We start from the raw sequence: 17808 nt of genomic DNA, 5'->3' as shown, positions 1-17808 counted from the left end.
ATTGCGAGGGTCCCGCATGACGCCCTCATCAAAGCGAAGGCGTGTTGGCAGGCACCCATCGGTACGTCGCGCCGTCCTTGCGGATATGCACAAGACCAGGAAGCACGATGTGCGCGGCCGCGACGAGTTCGCGCCGCGCGCAACGCATGAAGACGGATCATTGATGTTGACTCACTCGCTGCGACATGCGTCGAAGCATAGCGAGTCTGTCGAATCGCGGCCGCTAATTGTTGTTAACTGTTCTGTACAGCCGCGTGGCAATGCGCGAGATAAGCGTGAATCTGACTCACGACGGCCGCGCCGTCGCCCACGGCGGACGCCACGCGCTTGGTCGATTCGGAGCGCACGTCGCCGACCGCGAACATGCCGGGCAAGCTGGTTTCGAGCGGATAGTGAATGCCCGTACCGGCTTGCGTGTGCGAGCGCCGCGCGAAGCCCGTCACGACGAAACCGTGGCTATCCAGTTCGACGCCGCTCGACATGAGCCAGTCGGTCTTCGGATCGGCGCCGATGAAAAGGAACAGGTGACGCGTTTCAATCGTCTCGTCGCCCTCTTCTTCGCGCCGCACGTGGACATGCGTCAATCCCGCCTCGTCGCCTTCGAGCGTTTGCAGCGTGCAGCGCGTACACACCGAGACGTTCGGCAACGAGCCGATTCGATCGATCAGATACTTCGACATGCTCGCATTCAGATCCGCGCCGCGAATCAGCACGCGAATGCTGCGCGCGAAGTTGGCGAGAAACACGGTGGCCTGGCCCGCGGAATTGCCGCCGCCGATCAACACGATGTCCTGCCCCTTGACCAGCTTGGCCTCGATGGGAGACGCCCAGTAGTAAATGCCGTTCCCTTCGAACCGGTCGAATCCCGCGACGCCCGGCTTGCGATACGCCGCGCCGCTCGCGACGACAACCGTGCGCGCATTGACGCGCTGGCCGTCGAGCAGCGTCAACCCGTGAACGCCGTCTTCGCTGTCGACGCACGTGACCTTGCCGGGAATCGCCAGATGCGCGCCAAACTTCAACGCCTGCTGGAACGCACGCGCGGCGAGCGCCTGGCCCGAGATGCCCGTCGGGAAGCCGAGGTAGTTCTCGATCCGCGAACTCGCGCCCGCCTGCCCGCCCGGCGCGCGCTGGTCGAACACGGCAACGGACAAACCCTCCGTGGCCGCATACACGGCGGCAGCCAGTCCCGCCGGACCCGCGCCGACGATCGCGACGTCGTACACATGCGAGCGCTCGAAAGTCGGCACGAGGCCGAGGCACGACGCGAGTTGCGCTTCATCGGGTGCGCGCAGCACGGAGCCGTTCGGGCAGAACACCAGCGGGAAATCGTCGGGGCCTGTGGTGATGCCGGCGAGCAGCGTGACGGCCTCTGCGTCGTGACGCGCGTCGATCACCATCGCGGGGTAGGCATTGCGGCGCAGGAAGCCCTGCAACCGGACGAGGCGCGCATCGTCGCCATTGCCGACGATGATCGGCCCGAGCCCCTGCTCGATCAGTCCCAGCCGGCGCAGAATCAGCGCGCGCATGATGTGCTCGCCCAGTTGCGCGTCGGCGACGATCAACGCGCGCAGCTTGTCGGGCGACACCACGAGCGTTTCGCAATCGGTCAGCGCGATGCCGTCGATCAACGCGGGCTTGCCCGACAACTGCGCCATCTCGGCCATGAAATGGCCGTCGTCGTGCTCGGTCACGAGTGTCGATCGGCCGAAGCTGTCGCGTGAACAGATTCGCACACGCCCGTGCAACAGCACGAACAGCCCCAGTGCGATGCGCCCCGTTTCGAAGATCAGCTCGCCCGCCCTGAACGACATCGGCTGCGCGAAGCGGCGCAGGCTCCCGATCTGCGCGGCGGACAAGCGCGGAAACATCTGATGCTGGCGGAACTCCAGCGACGAATACGGCATCGCCAGATCCGGCGCGCCCGCATCGGGCTGGGTGGACAGAAGATCTGGAGGGTTGATCGCCGGGGTATTCATGACTTTGCTTTGCCTTGACTGAATGTGTTGACGCGAGCGACCGCTAGTGGGGCCACTCCGATCCCAGCACCAGCCCGCAAAAATTCAGGCGCCGGTAGTCCGGGTCCCATCTGTCGAGCACGTCCGCGTTGACCGTGCCGAACGTCGTTTCGGGCCGATGCTCCATGCCGCGCGCGTACGCTTCGATCAGCTTCGTCTTGAAGCCGCGTTCGCGCGGAAACGCCTGCACGATGTCGTCGCGCTGCTGCGCCATGAACTCGTGATAGCGCGCGCCGCGCACGTCCATGTGGACGCCGGCGCTGAGCAGCGCGACGAGCGGCGACATGTGTTCTGGAATGCCCGGCGTGGTATGCAGCGCGATCGCGGTCCAAACTTGTGCCGTCGCGGATTCGTCGGTGCGATGACTGCGCAGAAACTCGCGCGCCGCGTTTGCGCTGTCGATCTCGAAGCGGTTCGGCGAATGGCGATACCGCTCGTTTAGCCCGACGTTGTGAAAAAGCGCGCCGACGTACAGCAGTTCCATATCGAATGCGAGCGCGTCCTTGCAGCCTATCAACGCAGCGAACAGAAACACGCGCAGCGCGTGATGCAACAACAACTCGGGCTCGATACCGCGAACATGCTCGAAAGCCGCGCGAGCCAGCACGCCGTCGGGAATGTCGACGCCGGCAACCTTCTTGTTCATGTTGACTCCTCCGCGCCGGATGATGCCCGGCCATGTGCTCCAATGCACCTTGCAGCGTAGCAATGCGGAGTGAAGAATACTTTGTCGAAGCATTAAAAAACCTGAATACACGCGATGAAATTTGCGTGCTTCAACGCAGGATTTCCCTGATTTTTTGGGCCTGTCATGCCCACGGCATCGCGCGACGCGTGGCGCGAAACACATTGCGTTTCCACTAAACACATTGCTGCTGGCCGTGTAGGCGGATGCGTCGCGCGCGGTTTCGGCCTTTAATTTTCCTGAAAGCGCCGCTTTGCGAGGCGGACGAAGTCTACGCGTCGCGTCACGCATTTTTGGTTGCGTCCAGCGCAATGCGGGATTGCAGCGCGGGCGGATTCATCAAGCTGCGCGCAACGGATCAGGTATCCACAGCGAATCGTGCCCGCCGCCCTATACCAACGTATGAGGCCCTGACTACTTGGATTAAGCAGACGTCCCAACGTACGATGGTTCATTCCGTCGCCTCGGTCTATCTTTGTCTCAAGCGGCAAAAAGTCGTATTCCGCACAAGACAAAACGGATCAGACAGCACGAGGTGAACGGTTCCATGGACAAGATCTTGAGCATGCGTATTTTCTCGCGCGTCGTCGAGTCGGGCAGCTTCAGCGCGGTGGCAGACCACATGAACTGCAGCACGGGCAGTGTGTCGCGCGCCGTGTCGTCGCTCGAAGACCATCTGCACGCGCGACTCCTGCAACGTACGACGCGCAAGGTTTCGCTGACGGAACCGGGCGAGCGCTACTACCAGAAGTGCAAGAAGATCCTCGCCGATCTGGAAGACGCCGAAGCCGAAGCGGGCGATGCGCATACCAGCGCGCGCGGCACGCTGCGCATTCACTGCGTGACGGATCTCGGCCTCGCGCAACTGACGCACTCCATTCTCGAGTATCGCAAGCGCTTTCCGACCGTTGCGGTGCAGTTGAAGTTTCTGCCGCGCATGGCGAATCTGCTCGAAGACGAAGTGGATGTGTCGATCGTCGCCGCGCCGACGCTGCCCGACTCGCGCAACGTCTGCAAGCTGATCGGTCACTGCGAGCGCGTGCTGGTCGCGTCCCCCGCCTTTCTTCAGACGCATCGGATCGAAACCGCGATCGATCTCGACGAGCACGCGCTGACGCCGATGCCGTTTCGTGTCGAGCCTAACGGCCATCCGGTGAAACTCAGCCTCGTGAAGCCAACAGGACAGTCGACAGGTCAGGAAGGCGCCGGCCAGTTCGCGATCAACGACACCGAGGCGATCCGCATTGCGACGCTCGCGGGCGCGGGCGTCGCGGCATTGCCGGTGCATTGCGTGATCGACGACATTCGCAATGGAAGGCTGCTTCAGTTGTTCCCCGAATCGCGCCTTCAAAATACGAGCGTTTTCGCCGTTTATTCAAGCCGGCATCATATCGACGCGAAGATCAAGACCTTCATCGATTTCATGACGTCGCATCTGAGAGAGGCGCTCGACACCCGCCTTTTAAACGAGCACCAACATCAAACCTTCAGCCGTGTAGCGCGCGTAATGGAGAATGCATGATGCGCACCATCGCCTTTCCTTTTTTCCGGCCCAGCTATGCGATCGCCGCGTGTAGCGTTGCGTTGGCTGCGACCTGTGCGTATCAGGCGCCGGGCATCATGCAGGCGATTCTCGTGGTCGGCGCGAATGCGCAATTGCCACTCGAGCGTCTGGCCGCCGAAGCCGGCAAGCCAACGCCCGTGTCGGCTACGGATGTTTCGTCGCCGTGGAAGGAACATGTGCCCGCGCGAGCGCGGCCTGCGATGCAAAAGCTCGACAGTGTCGGTGAGCCTGCGCGCGACCGGCACGCGCATCGTGGCGTGTTTGGATACCAGCGCCGCGTGACCGATTCCAAGTACTGGACCTAACCTCGCAGTTCATTTTCTTGCTTGGAAAAGCGGGCGATTTGTGTCAGACAAATCGCCCGCTTTTTTTTATTCGTGATGAAAAGCGATTTGCGTTTCCCCATTGTCCGACCGCTAAAACAAGGCATCAAACGAATCGTTCGCGGGCTCAATCACCTCGCAACCGGTCAGGCAACTCCGTGTGGAAACAAAACCAGCGGGCAAACAGGCAAGACGCTTTGTTTCCGTGCCCCGATCATTCGCTCAATGACACTGGTTCGAATGAACAGGAAACGGAAATGGGAAAAAAGAAGGTGATCCGCATTTACAGCGACCCCGCAGGCGGTTGGGGCGCGCTCAAGGCGACGGGTGAAGCGCTGACGCTTCAGGGCATCCCCGTCTCCGGCGCAAAGACGCTGTTGCACATGAACCAGCCGCAAGGCTTCGACTGTCCGGGTTGCGCATGGCCCGACCCGAAGCACACGTCGTCGTTCGAGTTCTGCGAGAACGGCGCGAAGGCCGTCGCATGGGAAGCGACCGTGAACCGCTGCACGCCGGAGTTCTTCGCCGCGCACAGCGTTTCCGAACTCACCGCATGGGACGACTATGACCTCGAAATGGTCGGCCGCCTCACGCATCCGATGGTCTATGACGCCATCACGGATCGCTATGCGCCCATCAGTTGGGAAGATGCGTTCGCGCTCGTGGGTCGCCATCTGAACGCGCTCGACCATCCCGATCAGGCCGATTTCTATACGTCGGGCCGCGCGTCGAACGAAGCGGCGTTTCTTTACCAGTTGTTTGTCCGCGAATTCGGCAGCAACAACTTTCCCGACTGCTCGAACATGTGTCACGAAGCGACGAGCGTCGGCTTGCCGCAATCGATCGGCGTCGGCAAAGGCACGGTGCTGCTCGAAGACTTCGAACACGCCGATGCGATCTTCATCTTCGGGCAGAACCCCGGCACCAACAGCCCGCGCATGATGAGCGACCTACATTCGGCGTCGCGCCGCGGCGCGAAGATCGTGTCGTTCAATCCGTTCCGCGAACGCGCGCTGGAGCGCTTCGCGTCGCCGCAAAACCCCGTCGAAATGGCGACGCTCGGCTACACGCCGATCAGCACGTTCCTGTATCAGGTCAAGGTAGGCGGCGACGTCGCCGTGCTCAAGGGGATGATGAAGGCTATCGTCGAAGCCGACGACGCCGCGCTTGCCGCCGACAAGCCACGCATCCTCGACATCGAATTCATCGAAGGCCATACGCACGGCATCGATGCGCTGCTTGACGATTTGCGCGCGACATCGTGGGATGCGATCGAACGGCATTCGGGTCTGTCGCGCGACGATATCGAGAACGCGGCAAACATCTACATGCAGGCCGAGAATGCGATTCTCGTGTACGGCATGGGCATTACGCAACACCATCGCGGCACGGAGAACGTCCAGCAGATAGCAAATCTTGCGCTGCTGCGCGGCAACGTCGGCCGCGAGGGCGCGGGCATCTGCCCGGTGCGCGGACATTCGAACGTGCAAGGCAACCGCACGGTCGGCATCACCGAGAAGCCGAGCAAGGGCTTGATTGAAGGCATCGAGCGCGCCTTCGGTTTTCGCCCGCCGACCAACCACGGCAACGACGTAATTGCAACGCTCGAAGCGATGATGCGCGGCGACGCGAAAGTGTTCATCGGGTTGGGCGGCAATTTCGCGGCTGCGATTCCCGACTGGGTCCGCATGCAGGAAGCGATCCGCAAGCTCGACCTGACCGTACACATCGCGACGAAGCTCAATCGCAGCCATCTCGTGCATGGCAAGGCAGCGTTGATTCTGCCGTGCCTCGGCCGCACGGAAATCGACATTCAGGCGGGAGGTCCGCAGTCGATCACCGTCGAAGATTCGATGTCGATGGTACACGCGTCCGCTGGCCGCAACGAGCCCGCGTCGCCGCATCTGATGAGCGAGCCGGCCATCGTCGCGGGGATTGCGCGCGCGACGCTCGGCGAGAAGTCGCGTGTGCCCTGGGAGCAGATGGTCGCGAACTACGACCATATTCGCGACGCGATCGAAATCGTGTTCCCGATTTTCCAGGCGTACAACGAGCGCATCCGCGTGCCGGGCGGCTTCCATCTCACGTCGAACGCGCGCGAACGCGTGTGGGACACACCGACGGGCCGCGCGAATTTCCTCGTCTTCAAAGGCCTCGACGAAAACCCGTGGCACGACGATCCCGACGCGCTGTGGCTCACCACCATGCGCAGCCACGATCAGTACAACACCACGCTCTATTCGCACTCGGACCGCTATCGCGGTGTGTTCGGCCAGCGCGACGTCGTGTTCATGAATCAGCACGAACTGCAAAAGCGCGGGCTGCATCCAGGCGAGCGCGTCGATATCGTCGCGCTCTCGACGGATGGCATCGAACGCGTTGTCCGCAGCTTCAAGGTGGTCGAGTATTCGCTGCCCGATGGATGCTGCGGCGCGTATTACCCCGAGGTGAATCCGCTCGTGCCGCTTTACGCGTTCGATCCGCAAAGCCGCACGCCGTCGTACAAGTCGGTGCCCGTGAAGATCGTGCGCGCCGCCGCTGTCGGTCCCGAGTCCGCGACGCGCGCCATCGTCGTGCAAGCCGCGCCGCAAACCGAGGAGGCCAGCCATGCTTGATCATGTTGCCAACCTGTCGCGCGCGCAGTTCGCGATGACGGCCATCTTCCATATTTTGTGGCCGATCCTGACCATCAGCCTGTCCGCGTTTCTGTTCCTCGTCGAAGCGCTGTGGATCAAGACGGGCGACGTGATGTTGTACCGTCAGGCGCGCTTCTGGAGCAAGCTGCTGGTGCTGAACTTCGCGGTCGGCGTGGTCAGCGGCATTCCGATGGAGTTTCAGTTCGGCACCAACTGGGCAGGCTTCTCACAGTACAGCGGCCAGTTCATCGGCAACATTCTCGGCTTCGAAGGCGCGATGGCGTTCATGCTCGAAGCGGGTTTCGTCGGCGTGATGCTGCTCGGCTGGGGACGCGTGCCGCGCGGCGTACACCTGTTCGCAACGGGCATGGTCGCGCTCGGCTCCAGCATCTCGGCGTTCTGGATCATGGTCGCCAACTCGTGGATGCAGACGCCGGCCGGTTACGCCGTCGTCGACGGCAAGATCGAGGTGACCAACTATCTGGCCGCGATCTTCAATCCCGACATGGTGTGGGGCGTGTCGCACATGTGGGTCGCGGCAATCGAAACGGGCATGTTCGTGATCGCGGGCATCTCCGCGTACAACCTGTTCCGCAAGCGCCACCCCGAGTTCTTTGCGCGCTCGTTCAAGATCGCGCTCGCCGTGCTGGTGATCGCCGCGCCGCTGCAAATCTGGCTCGGCGATTCGAGCGGCGTGAGCGTGTTCGAAACGCAGCCCGCGAAGGGCGCGGCGATCGAAGGCCACTGGCACACCAATGCGCCCGGCACAGGCGCGTCGTGGTCGCTGCTCGCGTGGCCCGACAAAGCGGCGCAGCGCAACGACTGGTCGCTGGAAGTCCCCGGCATGCTGAGCGTGCTCGGCACGCACTCGCTGCACGGCCAGGTGAAGGGCTTGACCGACTTCAAGCCCGAAGACCAGCCGCCGATGCTCCCCCTGCTCTACTACGCGTTCCGCGTGATGGCGGGCATCGGCTTCTGCTTCATGCTGCTGGCGTTCTGGACCGTCTACGCGCTGCGCAAGGCGCGCGGCAGCCTCGATGCGCTGCTCGCGCGCCGCAAGCTGCTGCTCGCGTGGGTGTTGTGCATTCCGCTGCCGTATGTGGCCGTCGAAGCGGGCTGGATCGTGCGTGAAGTGGGACGTCAGCCGTGGGTCGTGTATGGCCTGCTGCGCACGAGCCAGGCGGCATCCACAGTCGCGCCCTCGTCGGTCTCGCTAAGCATGGCGATGTTCTTCGCGTTCTATGTCGTGCTGCTCGTCACGTTCTTCGTCCTCGCGCGGCGCTGGCTGCGAAACGGTCCTGATCTGACCAGCGTGCCGCCCGCCATTGTCACAGCGAACGCCGCGCGCGCCGCGACGACGAAATCCATTTCCGGCTATTGATGCCGCGTACTCCGCTCAAGAGGTTGCTTCATGGATAGCTCTACACATTCGTTGCTGGCCTACGTGTGGTTCGGCCTGCTCGGCCTGATGCTGGTCTTCTACGTCGTGACGGACGGCTTCGATCTCGGCGTCGGCATTCTCAGCCTGCTGCGCACGCGGCGCGAAGATCGCGACGTGATGGTCGAGTCGATCGGCCACGTCTGGGACGCGAACGAAACCTGGCTCGTCGTGCTCGGCGGCGGGCTGTTCGGCGCGTTTCCGGTTGCGTACGCGCAGCTGATGCAGGATCTCTATCTGCCCATCATGGGGCTGATCGCCGGGCTCATCATGCGCGGCGCGGCGATCGAGTTCCGCCACAGCGTCGAGCATGGTCCGCTGTGGGACAAGGTGTTCGGCATCGGCAGCCTCGTTGCCGCGCTCGCTCAAGGCGTCGTGCTCGGCAAGATCATCACGGGCCTTGTGCCCGGCGAGATGAGCCAGGGGTTCATCGTCGTGGCGGCGATCGGCGTGGTCGCGGGATACGCCCTGCTGGGCGCGACGTATCTGGTGAAGAAAACGGTGGGCATGATTGAGCAATGGTCGCGTCGTCTCGCGCTGCTGAGCGCGGCGCTGACCGTCGCAGCCGCGCTGCTGCTGACCATCGCGACATGGTTCTTCAGCGATGTCGGCCTCGAGCGCTGGTCGCAGCCGGGTGTCATGCACGTGCTGATCGCGCTCGGCCTCGCGGCGGCGCTCGCCTTCGCGTTCATCGTGGCGTCGCTGTACATGGGCGCGTCGCGCGGGCCGTTTCGCGGCGCGGTGACGCTGTTCATCGTGTCGTTCGTCGGCCTTGCCGTCAGCCTGTTTCCGGACTTCGTGCCCGGCAAGCTGGGCATCGTGCAGGCCGCTTCCGATTCGCACACGCTCGCGTTCATGCTGGCCGGTATCGGGCTGATCTTCCCTGTGATGATCGGGTACAACCTGTACCAGTACTACATCTTCCGCGGCAAGGTCATTGGCGAAGCACACGCGGGCGAGTGACGCTTTTTATGTTCGACGATGCGGCCACGCTTCAGGCCGCCTCGGCCTCACATTCCTGGAACACCGTCATGTCCCATTCTTACGCCTTTGTCGACGCAACACCCGCCGCGCAGTTCAGGCCTTTCAGCGAACATGCCGTCGAGGATATTTCGTCGCACCTGAACCCGTTGCTCGCCGATGTGTTCGCGCTGTATCTCAAGACGAAGAACTTTCATTGGCGCATGTTCGGTCCGCAGTTCCGCGACTGTCATCTGCTGCTTGAGGAACAAGGCGAGCGGATCTTCGAAATCACCGATGCGATTGCCGAACGCGTGCGCATGATCGGCGGCACGACGCTGCATTCGATCAGCGATATCGCGCGCCTGCAACGGCTCGCCGAAAGCGACGTGCCCGCCGCGCCGCCGCAACAGATGCTCGCCGAGCTCCGCGCGGACAACCTGCGGCTCGCAGCCTTCATGCTGAGCGCGCACGCGGCCTGCGAAAAGCATCACGACGTCGCGACGGCGAGCCTGCTGGAGAACTGGATCGCCGACGCGCGGCGGCGCGCGTGGATTCTCCTCGAAGCGATGCGTTAATCGATCGCCGGGCGCGCGAGCATCAACCTTTCCAGCCTTTGAGAAAGTCGACCAGAATCCGGTTGACGATCTCCGGCTGCTCTTCATGAGGCAGATGTCCGGCGCGCGGAATCGCGTGCGTCACGACATCGCGCGCCATGCCCTTCCAGACGTTCTCCATGTCGAACATCTGGCCCACCGCATAGAACGCCTCGCCCCACAGCGCAAGCGTCGGCGCTTCGATCAGCACGTCGGCATCTTCCTTGTCCTGCGCAACGTCGACGGCGTTCGCGCGATAGTCCGCCATCGCGCCACGCACCGCGCCGGGCACCTCGTACGCGCGCACATAGGTTTCGAATGCCTCGCCCGAAATCGCGTTCGGGTCATAGCACCAGTCCGAGAAGAAATGCCGCAGCCACGCGCGCTCCTTGCCTGCGATCAACGTCTCCGGCAGGTCGGGCACCTGGTGGAACAGGAAGAACCAGTACGCGCGCGCGATCTTCGCGTCGATCGCTTGCGCGACGATGCGCGTCGGCACGTTGTCCATCACGACGAGACGGTCCAGCGCTTCGGGATGATCCTTCGCAAAACGCGTCGCCACGCGCGCGCCGCGATCGTGCCCGACGAGCGCCACGCGTTCGATCGACAGTTCGCTCAATAACGCGCGCAAGTCGTTCGCCATGGTCCGCTTGTCGTAGCCGCTCGCGGGCTTGTCGGTTTCGCCGTAGCCGCGCAGATCGGGCGCAATCACGCGATAGTGCTGCGCAAGCGCGGGAATCTGATGCCGCCATGCATGATTCGTTTCGGGAAAGCCGTGCAGCAGCACGACGGGCGCGCCTTCGCCGGCTTCGACATAGTGCTGGCGAATGCCGTTTGCAGTGACCGTGTGACGCGTGAGATCGATCGTGTTCGTCATGACTGATTCTCCAATGGTGATCCGGTCGATGCCGGTTGAGAATCAGTCTATTGAGCAGGCGGCCTGTGATTAAGCCTGTGACGGGGATAAAGATTCTTGATGGCGCTGCGGGTAATCGTGTCGATTCAGGCCCGTCTTGCTGCGGGCTCCACTGTGCGGCTCACGGCGTCGATACGTTCGCGGGCGCTTTCGAGCGCGGGCGTCAGCGTCGAACGCAAGTGATCTAGCAACGTGCGGACTTTCGCTTCAAGGTAGCGCCGCGAAGGATATACGGCGTACACGGTGAACGGCTTGAGCCTGTACTGCGGCAACACGCGCACCAGATTGCCGGAGACGAGATCGTCGACAGCGGAATACGTTGCGAGCGTACCGATACCCGCACCGTCCAGCAGCATTGCGCGCATCACGTCGGGCGCATTGACCTGCAGCGGCGCGTGCGCGAGCGTGACCACCTGAGTGTCATGCGCACTTTCGAGGTGCCATTCGTCGGCCGGCGAAACGGGTGTTTCGAGCTTGAGCAGCGTATGCGCTGCGAGGTCGTCGGGCGTGAGCGGCATGCCGTGCTGCTTCACGTAGCCGGGCGAAGCGACCATCAACGACCACGCGGAACCGAGCGACTGCGCGACATAGGCGGAATCGGGAAGCTGCGTCGCCGAGATCAGTGAGACGTCATAGCCGTCCTCGACCAGATTCGGCATGCTCTGTTCGATCTTCAGTTCGACGGATACATGAGGGTACGCGCGCTGGTAGCTGACCAGCGCCGCCGCCACCGTGCTTTGCGCAAGGCCAGGCGCGCAATGCAGCCGCACCTTGCCTGCTGGCGACATGCTCGCGTTGCGTGCCTCGTCCGTTGCCGCATCGAGGTCCGCGAGGATCGCCTTCGCGCGTTCGTAGAAGCGGGTGCCCGCTTCCGTCAGCGACAGGTGGCGTGTCGTGCGATGCAGCAGCGCCGTCTGCAACTGCTCTTCGAGCGCCGTGACCGCGCGCGAAATCTGCGCGGCCGTTACGTCGTTCTCTTTCGCAACCGCGGTGAACGAACCCGTCTCGACCACCCGCGCGAATACGCGCATGCTGCCGACGATATCTGCCATTCGCTGACCCACCAGGCAAAGTGACTATCCCATCCCGCACGATACGCCCGTTCACGGCCGCATCGCGCCCCAAGGCGGGGACTATGCCATACGCGCCGCGTCATTCGCATTGCAGGGGACATCGCACCTCGCCGGCATCGCGCGATGCGCGCCGTTCAGAGCGTGTCGGCGTCGCGCAGGACGGAAGCCAGAATCATCGCGTCGCCATTGACGGGCGTAGGCCGCGGATTCGGCTTGTACACGGCGTCGCCGGGGCGGATGGCCTGGCCGCTCATCGCGCAGAAGCCCGGCATGCGAGCGCGCGCCATGCGCCAGACCTGATCGCCGAAACAGCCGCGCGTCGAGTCGCGCCACGCGATGGTGGCCGTCGAAGGCGTGGGGCGATCGATCAGCGTCACCTGCGCGCCCACGGGCTCATCCGTGCTGCGCGTCTTGTGACGCGGCTGCGCTGCGGCTTCCGCGACGGCCATCAGGCGCGAAGTCGTCCCTAGCAGACCGATGGTCTGGGTCCATGGGTCCATCACGTTTGCGTTTGCCAGCATGTCGAAACTCCTGTGGAAAGCGATCGGTTCGGGCGATGCTTCTGGACTGTCTGAAGTACGGGACGGTGCTTTAGCGCGCGTCGCTGGTCTTCTCTTTCCAGCGATGCGGCGTTTCGCCGACGAACTTCTTGAACACGGTCGTGAAGTGGGCCTGGGAGCGGAATCCGCAGCTCAGCGCGACGTCCATCACGTTGTGTTTCGATGTCACGAGCAGATGCTGCGCATGCTCGACGCGCCGGCGCAGCAGATATTCATGCGGACGCACGCCCGTTGCGCGGCGGAATTGCGCGGCGAAATGCATGCGCGTGAGGCCGGCGCTCGCCGCGATGTCGGCAAGGCCGATGGGTTCGGCGAGATGAGCTTCGACGAATTCGATCACGCGGTTCATGCGCCACTGCGGCAGCGGCGCGGCCTCGCGCGAACGGCGCGTAGCACCGGCGAAATGACGCCCGACGACATGCGACACGATCGCGAGACTCACGCTGTCCGTGAACATCTTGCCGAGCGCGGCGTCGTTGCTCTGCGAGACGGCCAGCGCCTGGCCCAGACGCTCGAGCACGGGGTCGCGGATCAGATCGGGGTCGTCGAGCACGATGTCGGCATCGCGCGAGTGCTGGAACAGGTCCTGATAGCACTCGGCGAGCACCTGCTGCGACACGAATAGATGCAGCACATCGGCGGACGACGAGAACACGGCGCGGGTCGGCACGCTGGGCGCGGTGACCTGCACGGCGCCTGCCGTCAGACGGCCGTGTACGAGCCTGCGTCCGGCGTGATCGAAGGTGAGTGCAGCGCACTTCAGGTTCAGGCCGATGCAGTGATCGTCGACGCTGCCTTCATTTGACACTTCGAGCGGCGCGTCGCCGCCGTGGGTCCAGCGCATGACGACGACGTTGTCGCGCTGCGTCGCGGCGTCGTGCGTGGACGCGTTCATGCGGCGCCATTGCTGTTCCGCGACGATGGGGGATGCCTGGCGGCGCGACACGACATCGGCAAGCGGAGCGGGCAGGTCGATCAGTGTGGTGGTCATGGCAGGTTCTTCCGGTTTCAGTGATTTGATTGCGGCGCAAATAACGCTGCCGCGATGGAATCAAAGTTAAACGGATGGGCCTGGCGCGACTAGCCGTACATAGGGTTGCCGGTGCAGTCGAATGGTTGCGTCAACCTATATGAAGGTTTAATACCGGGTGGGGCGCGCGGGGGCGCGGGGGTTGTTGTTTTGGTTTCGCTGGCATCCGCGTTGTGGCGGTTTGCCTGGGGGTTTCGCTGGCATCCGCGTTTTGTTAGCGTGCTTCAAGCGTCGCCCCTGTGCGGGGCGGCACCTACTTTTCTTTGCCGCCGCAAAGAAAAGTAGGCAAAAGAAAGCGGCTAACACCGCCAGCCCTTGTGTTTGCCTGAGGGACCCCAACCGGTCTTATGCTTCACACGGCAGCCTTTCTGTTTGCGTGCGTTGCCAACGCTTTGAATGAGCGCCTCACCCACTTCAGACACCCGTACAAGGGCCAGCGGTAGCGAATGGTATGTGCCGCCCAGGTGGCAAACTGTGTGTAGGTTGTCGCGGCGTAGAGCCTGGCGCTCTTACAGGGTGGGACGTGTGCGCTATCGGTTCGAAGTGAGGCGTGCGAGGCACTACGGCCTACACACAGTTTGCCACCTGGGCGGCGGTGGACTATCTGGCACGGCATGGTAAAGCGCGGGTGCGTGAAGCGGGTGAGGCGCACCGCAAGAGCGTTGGCAACGAACATGGGTCACGTGATTGCCATGTGAAGCGTAAGACCCTGTGGGGGCCCTCAGGCAAAAACTAGCACTGGCGGTGTGAGCCGCTTTCTTTTGCCTACTTTTCTTTGCGGCGGCAAAGAAAAGTAGGTGCCGCCCCGCACAGGGGCGACGCCTGAAGCAAGCTAACAAATCGCGGATGCCAGCGAAAGCGCAGACACCGTAACGCGGATGCCAGCACAAACACAAGCAAACCACCATAACGGCGAATGCCAGCAAAGCCCCACAAGCACCCCCAACCCAACGTCGAAGACAAACCAAAACCTCAAGACCCGCGCTGCGTCCGCGTCGACGCCCCGGCCTCCAACGACTTAACCCCCAGCGCTTCCGCCTTGAGAACAAAATCAGCCAACGACCGGGACTCCATCTTCTTCATAGCCTGCCCGCGATGAATCTTCACCGTGATCTCACTAAGATTCATCTCAGCAGCGATCTGCTTATTCATAAGCCCGCTAGCAACAAAAGCCATAACTTCACGCTCTCGCGGCGTCAGCGACTCATACCGCCGCCTCAAATCAGAAACCGAACGTTCGGACTTTCTCCGCTCCTCATCTTTAGCGAGCGCAGTCGCAACCGCATCCAGCATGTCCTGATCCCGAAACGGCTTAGCCAGAAAATCCATCGCGCCGGCCTTCATAGCCTTCACAGACATCGCAATATCGCCATGCGCAGTCATAAAGATAATCGGCACATGCACATTGCCAGCAGCAATCTGCTCCTGCACAGCGAGCCCGCTCTGCCCCTTCAGCCGAACATCGAGAATCAGGCAACTGGGAATATCAGGCTTGTCCAACGACAAAAACTCCTGCGCAGACGCAAAAGTCTCAACCCGCAAACCCACCGACCGCAGCAGCATCGTGACGGCCGCGCGCATCGAATCGTCGTCGTCGACGACATAAACGATCGACTGATTCGGGTCGTTCATTTCATCACTGCTCATCGCACGTTCCTTTATCGATCGGCAAAACGAATTGCATCGTCGCGCCCTGTCCTTCCTCAGACTCGGCCCAGATACGTCCGCCGTGCGCCTCGACGATGGACCGGCAGATCGACAGCCCCATGCCCATGCCGTCCGCCTTGGTCGTGAAGAACGCGTTGAAGAGCCGCCCCACGTTCTCCTCGCTGATGCCCGTTCCCGAATCTTCTATGGCGACCTGCCCATGATGTCCGTCCACGACGCTCGTTGCGATGCGCATGCGCCGCGCCCGTCCCGTCATGCCCGTCATCGCCTGCACGCCATTCATCACGAGATTGATGACCACCTGCTGAAGCTGCACGCGGTCACCGCACACCAACGGCGGCGGCTCCGCGTAGCAGGCTTCCAGTTCGACCCGCGCGGCGTCCAGCTCACGTCGCACAAGCTCGATCGATTCTCTCACGATACCGTTCAGATCGAGCACCGCCTGGCTCGGATCGCGCTTCTGCGCCATCGAGCGTATCTGGCGGATCACGTCGCTGGCGCGCTTCGCGTCGCGCACCATCTGGTTGATCGACTGGCCGACTTCGCCGAGATCGGGCTTCGCGCGGTTCAGCCAGCGCGTCGCGGCATCGCCCGCCGTGACGATCGCGGCGAGCGGCTGCGTGACTTCATGCGCGATCGACGCAGCGAGTTCGCCAAGCATCGTCACGCGCGTGACATGCGCGAGTTCCGCCGTCGAGCGGTCGAGCGCGTCCTGCGCGAGCTGGCGCTCCGTCACGTCCATCAGCGCGCCCACGTATTCGATGCTGTCCGACCGCGGCACGGCCAGATGCGCGACGTAATGTACGTACTTGATCCGCCCGTCGGGCATCTGCAGCCGGTGTTCGTTGTCGATGTACGGCGCGCCCGACAACGCCGATTCGTACGCTTCGCGCACCAGCGCGATATCGTCGGGATGCGTGCGCGCGAGAACCAGCTCGATGCCCGGTGTGTAGTCGGGCGCATATTCGAAGATCCGGTACACCTCGTCGGACCACCACATCTCGCCTGCGGGCAGGCGCGTCGCGATGCTGCCCGTGCGGCTCAGGCGCTGCGCGTCGGACAGGAACGCCTCGCTGCGCTCCAGCGCCTGCTCGGCCTGCTTGCGCTCCTCGATATCCGTATTGACGCCGTACCAGCGCAGAATCTGCCCGTTCTGATCGCGCAGCGGGTCCGCGCCGATATGCATCCACCGGTACGAGCCGTTGCTCTGGCGGATGCGTGCAACGTTCTCGAACGGCTTGCCCGTGGCAATCGCGCCGCGCCACGCCGCGTGCATCGCCGGCCAGTCATCAGGGTGTACGATCGACGTCCAGACGTCGCCGCTGCCGCCCGTCAACGTGATGCCAAGCTCATTCCAGCGGCGGTTGATGTAGCTCAGCTCGCCGTCGCGCGACGAACTCCAGACCATGCCGGGAATCGCGTCGATGATCGCGCGCAGGTCTTCCTGCTGCCGCTGCAACTCGGCTTCCATGCGCTTGCGCATCGTGATGTCGTTGTTGGTCGCGAGTATCGCGCGCGGCTTGCCCTTGTCGTCGCGCCACAGCGCGAAGCGACTCGATACGATGACCGTGCTGCCGTCGCTGCGCACGCGCTCCAGTTCGCCCTCCCAGCGGCCCTTGCGCACGACCTCGTCGCGCAGCGCGTCGAGGGGAATGGATGAACTGGTGCGCGTCAGTTCGTGGATGCGCTGGCCGATCGCCTGGTCGGCCTTCCAGCCATACAGTTCCTCTGCGCCCTGATTCCAGAACGTGATGCGGTCGCTCATGTCGTACGCGACGATCGCGTCGTGCGTCAGGTTCAGCAACTGGATCTGCTCCTGCAGCCGCACCGTGTTCGCCTGGTTGCGCAACGCGAGAAACGAGGTCGTGCCGATTGCAAGCAGGCTCACGATACCGCGCGCAATCGAGCCGCCCGAATAGTTCTCGTCGTGCGACATCAGGAAGGCGATCACCGTCAGCGCCGCGCACGCGCATGCCGTTGCGACCGTGGCATGCCGCAAGCCCGTCGAAGCGACGAGCAGCACGACGACCACATAAAGCACGGCAATGGCGATGTCGAGCGGCGTCAGCGCGTCGATCACGAACACGATCACGCCGACGATGCCCGCAAGAGAAAAGAGAACGCGCGCGTCGCGAGCCGACGTCATGCCTGCGCTCTGACGGAACATCATGACGCCCCGTGAACGCGCGATATTGCTGTGGGGTGGAATGGACGGCACAACTTCGGCATAGGCGTTCCTCGCGAGCGCTTGTCTGCGGCATTTATTAGCGGCACTTTTCAGCCGCATTTGTCATCGGGCGGCGCAACCCTGATTCGCGCCGCCACATGCGTCGCTCGACAG

14 protein-coding genes are annotated in these 17808 nt (G+C 62.9%); 6 read left to right on the top strand and 8 right to left on the bottom strand.

The genetic code is table 11. The annotated features are described in order from the left end of the window. Positions 1-233: 233 nt before the first annotated feature. On the bottom strand, positions 234-1979 hold the full coding sequence (locus tag BLT65_RS23830) for an FAD-dependent oxidoreductase (RefSeq protein ID WP_091781656.1): 1746 nt from the start codon (positions 1977-1979) through the stop codon (positions 234-236). Positions 1980-2022: 43 nt separating this feature from the next. Continuing rightward, on the bottom strand, positions 2023-2664 hold the full coding sequence (locus BLT65_RS23825; RefSeq protein WP_091781653.1) for an HD domain-containing protein: 642 nt from the start codon (positions 2662-2664) through the stop codon (positions 2023-2025). Between the two features lie 586 nt (positions 2665-3250). Between BLT65_RS23825 and BLT65_RS23820 the strand changes: the two genes are divergently transcribed. The 6 genes from BLT65_RS23820 (at position 3251) to BLT65_RS23795 (ending at position 10202) form a co-directional block, all read left to right on the top strand. Further along, positions 3251-4225: a LysR family transcriptional regulator gene (locus BLT65_RS23820; protein ID WP_042314920.1), complete on the top strand. Its 975-nt coding sequence runs from the start codon at positions 3251-3253 to the stop codon at positions 4223-4225. After that, positions 4222-4572 carry a hypothetical protein gene (locus BLT65_RS23815; protein ID WP_244186572.1) on the top strand — a complete coding sequence of 117 codons (351 nt, stop codon included), beginning with the start codon at positions 4222-4224 and terminating at the stop codon, positions 4570-4572. Before BLT65_RS23820 ends, BLT65_RS23815 begins: the two co-directional genes overlap by 4 nt. Positions 4573-4847: 275 nt before the next feature. Then, the gene (locus BLT65_RS23810) at positions 4848-7205 is read left to right on the top strand and encodes an FdhF/YdeP family oxidoreductase (RefSeq protein WP_091781650.1); all 2358 of its coding nucleotides are present in this window, start codon (positions 4848-4850) and stop codon (positions 7203-7205) included. Beyond that, positions 7198-8607 (top strand): cytochrome ubiquinol oxidase subunit I, encoded by a 1410-nt coding sequence (locus tag BLT65_RS23805; protein WP_091781644.1) that lies wholly within the window; start codon positions 7198-7200, stop codon positions 8605-8607. Before BLT65_RS23810 ends, BLT65_RS23805 begins: the two co-directional genes overlap by 8 nt. Before the next feature lie 30 nt (positions 8608-8637). Further along, entirely contained in the window at positions 8638-9627 is a 990-nt protein-coding gene (locus BLT65_RS23800) for a cytochrome d ubiquinol oxidase subunit II (protein WP_091781640.1), read from the top strand. 68 nt (positions 9628-9695) lie between these two features. Next, the gene (locus tag BLT65_RS23795) at positions 9696-10202 is read left to right on the top strand and encodes a Dps family protein (RefSeq protein ID WP_091781767.1); all 507 of its coding nucleotides are present in this window, start codon (positions 9696-9698) and stop codon (positions 10200-10202) included. 22 nt (positions 10203-10224) lie between these two features. On the opposite strand, the gene BLT65_RS23790 is transcribed toward BLT65_RS23795, so the two are convergent. The 6 genes from BLT65_RS23790 to BLT65_RS23765 form a co-directional block, all read right to left on the bottom strand. After that, positions 10225-11097, bottom strand: a complete 873-nt coding sequence (locus BLT65_RS23790) for an alpha/beta fold hydrolase (RefSeq protein ID WP_091781637.1) — start codon at positions 11095-11097, stop codon at positions 10225-10227. Positions 11098-11222: 125 nt separating this feature from the next. Beyond that, positions 11223-12188, bottom strand: a complete 966-nt coding sequence (locus BLT65_RS23785) for a LysR family transcriptional regulator (protein WP_091781634.1) — start codon at positions 12186-12188, stop codon at positions 11223-11225. A gap of 155 nt (positions 12189-12343) precedes the next feature. Then, entirely contained in the window at positions 12344-12730 is a 387-nt protein-coding gene (locus tag BLT65_RS23780; RefSeq protein ID WP_042314914.1) for a DUF3331 domain-containing protein, read from the bottom strand. Positions 12731-12800: 70 nt separating this feature from the next. Continuing rightward, a complete protein-coding gene (locus BLT65_RS23775; RefSeq protein ID WP_091781631.1) occupies positions 12801-13760 on the bottom strand; it encodes an AraC family transcriptional regulator in 960 nt (319 codons plus the stop codon). A 1011-nt stretch (positions 13761-14771) separates the two neighbouring features. Then, positions 14772-15446, bottom strand: a complete 675-nt coding sequence (locus BLT65_RS23770) for a response regulator transcription factor (protein WP_091781629.1) — start codon at positions 15444-15446, stop codon at positions 14772-14774. Then, on the bottom strand, positions 15436-17637 hold the full coding sequence (locus tag BLT65_RS23765; RefSeq protein WP_091781626.1) for a PAS domain-containing sensor histidine kinase: 2202 nt from the start codon (positions 17635-17637) through the stop codon (positions 15436-15438). The genes BLT65_RS23770 and BLT65_RS23765 overlap by 11 nt, the downstream gene beginning before the upstream one ends. Positions 17638-17808 lie beyond the last annotated feature (171 nt).

The sequence above is a fragment of the Paraburkholderia steynii genome, assembly GCF_900100565.1.
Taxonomy (GTDB): domain Bacteria; phylum Pseudomonadota; class Gammaproteobacteria; order Burkholderiales; family Burkholderiaceae; genus Paraburkholderia; species Paraburkholderia terrae.
Note: the sequence above shows the minus strand (reverse complement) of the source record. Positions and strands in the feature narration are given on the sequence as shown.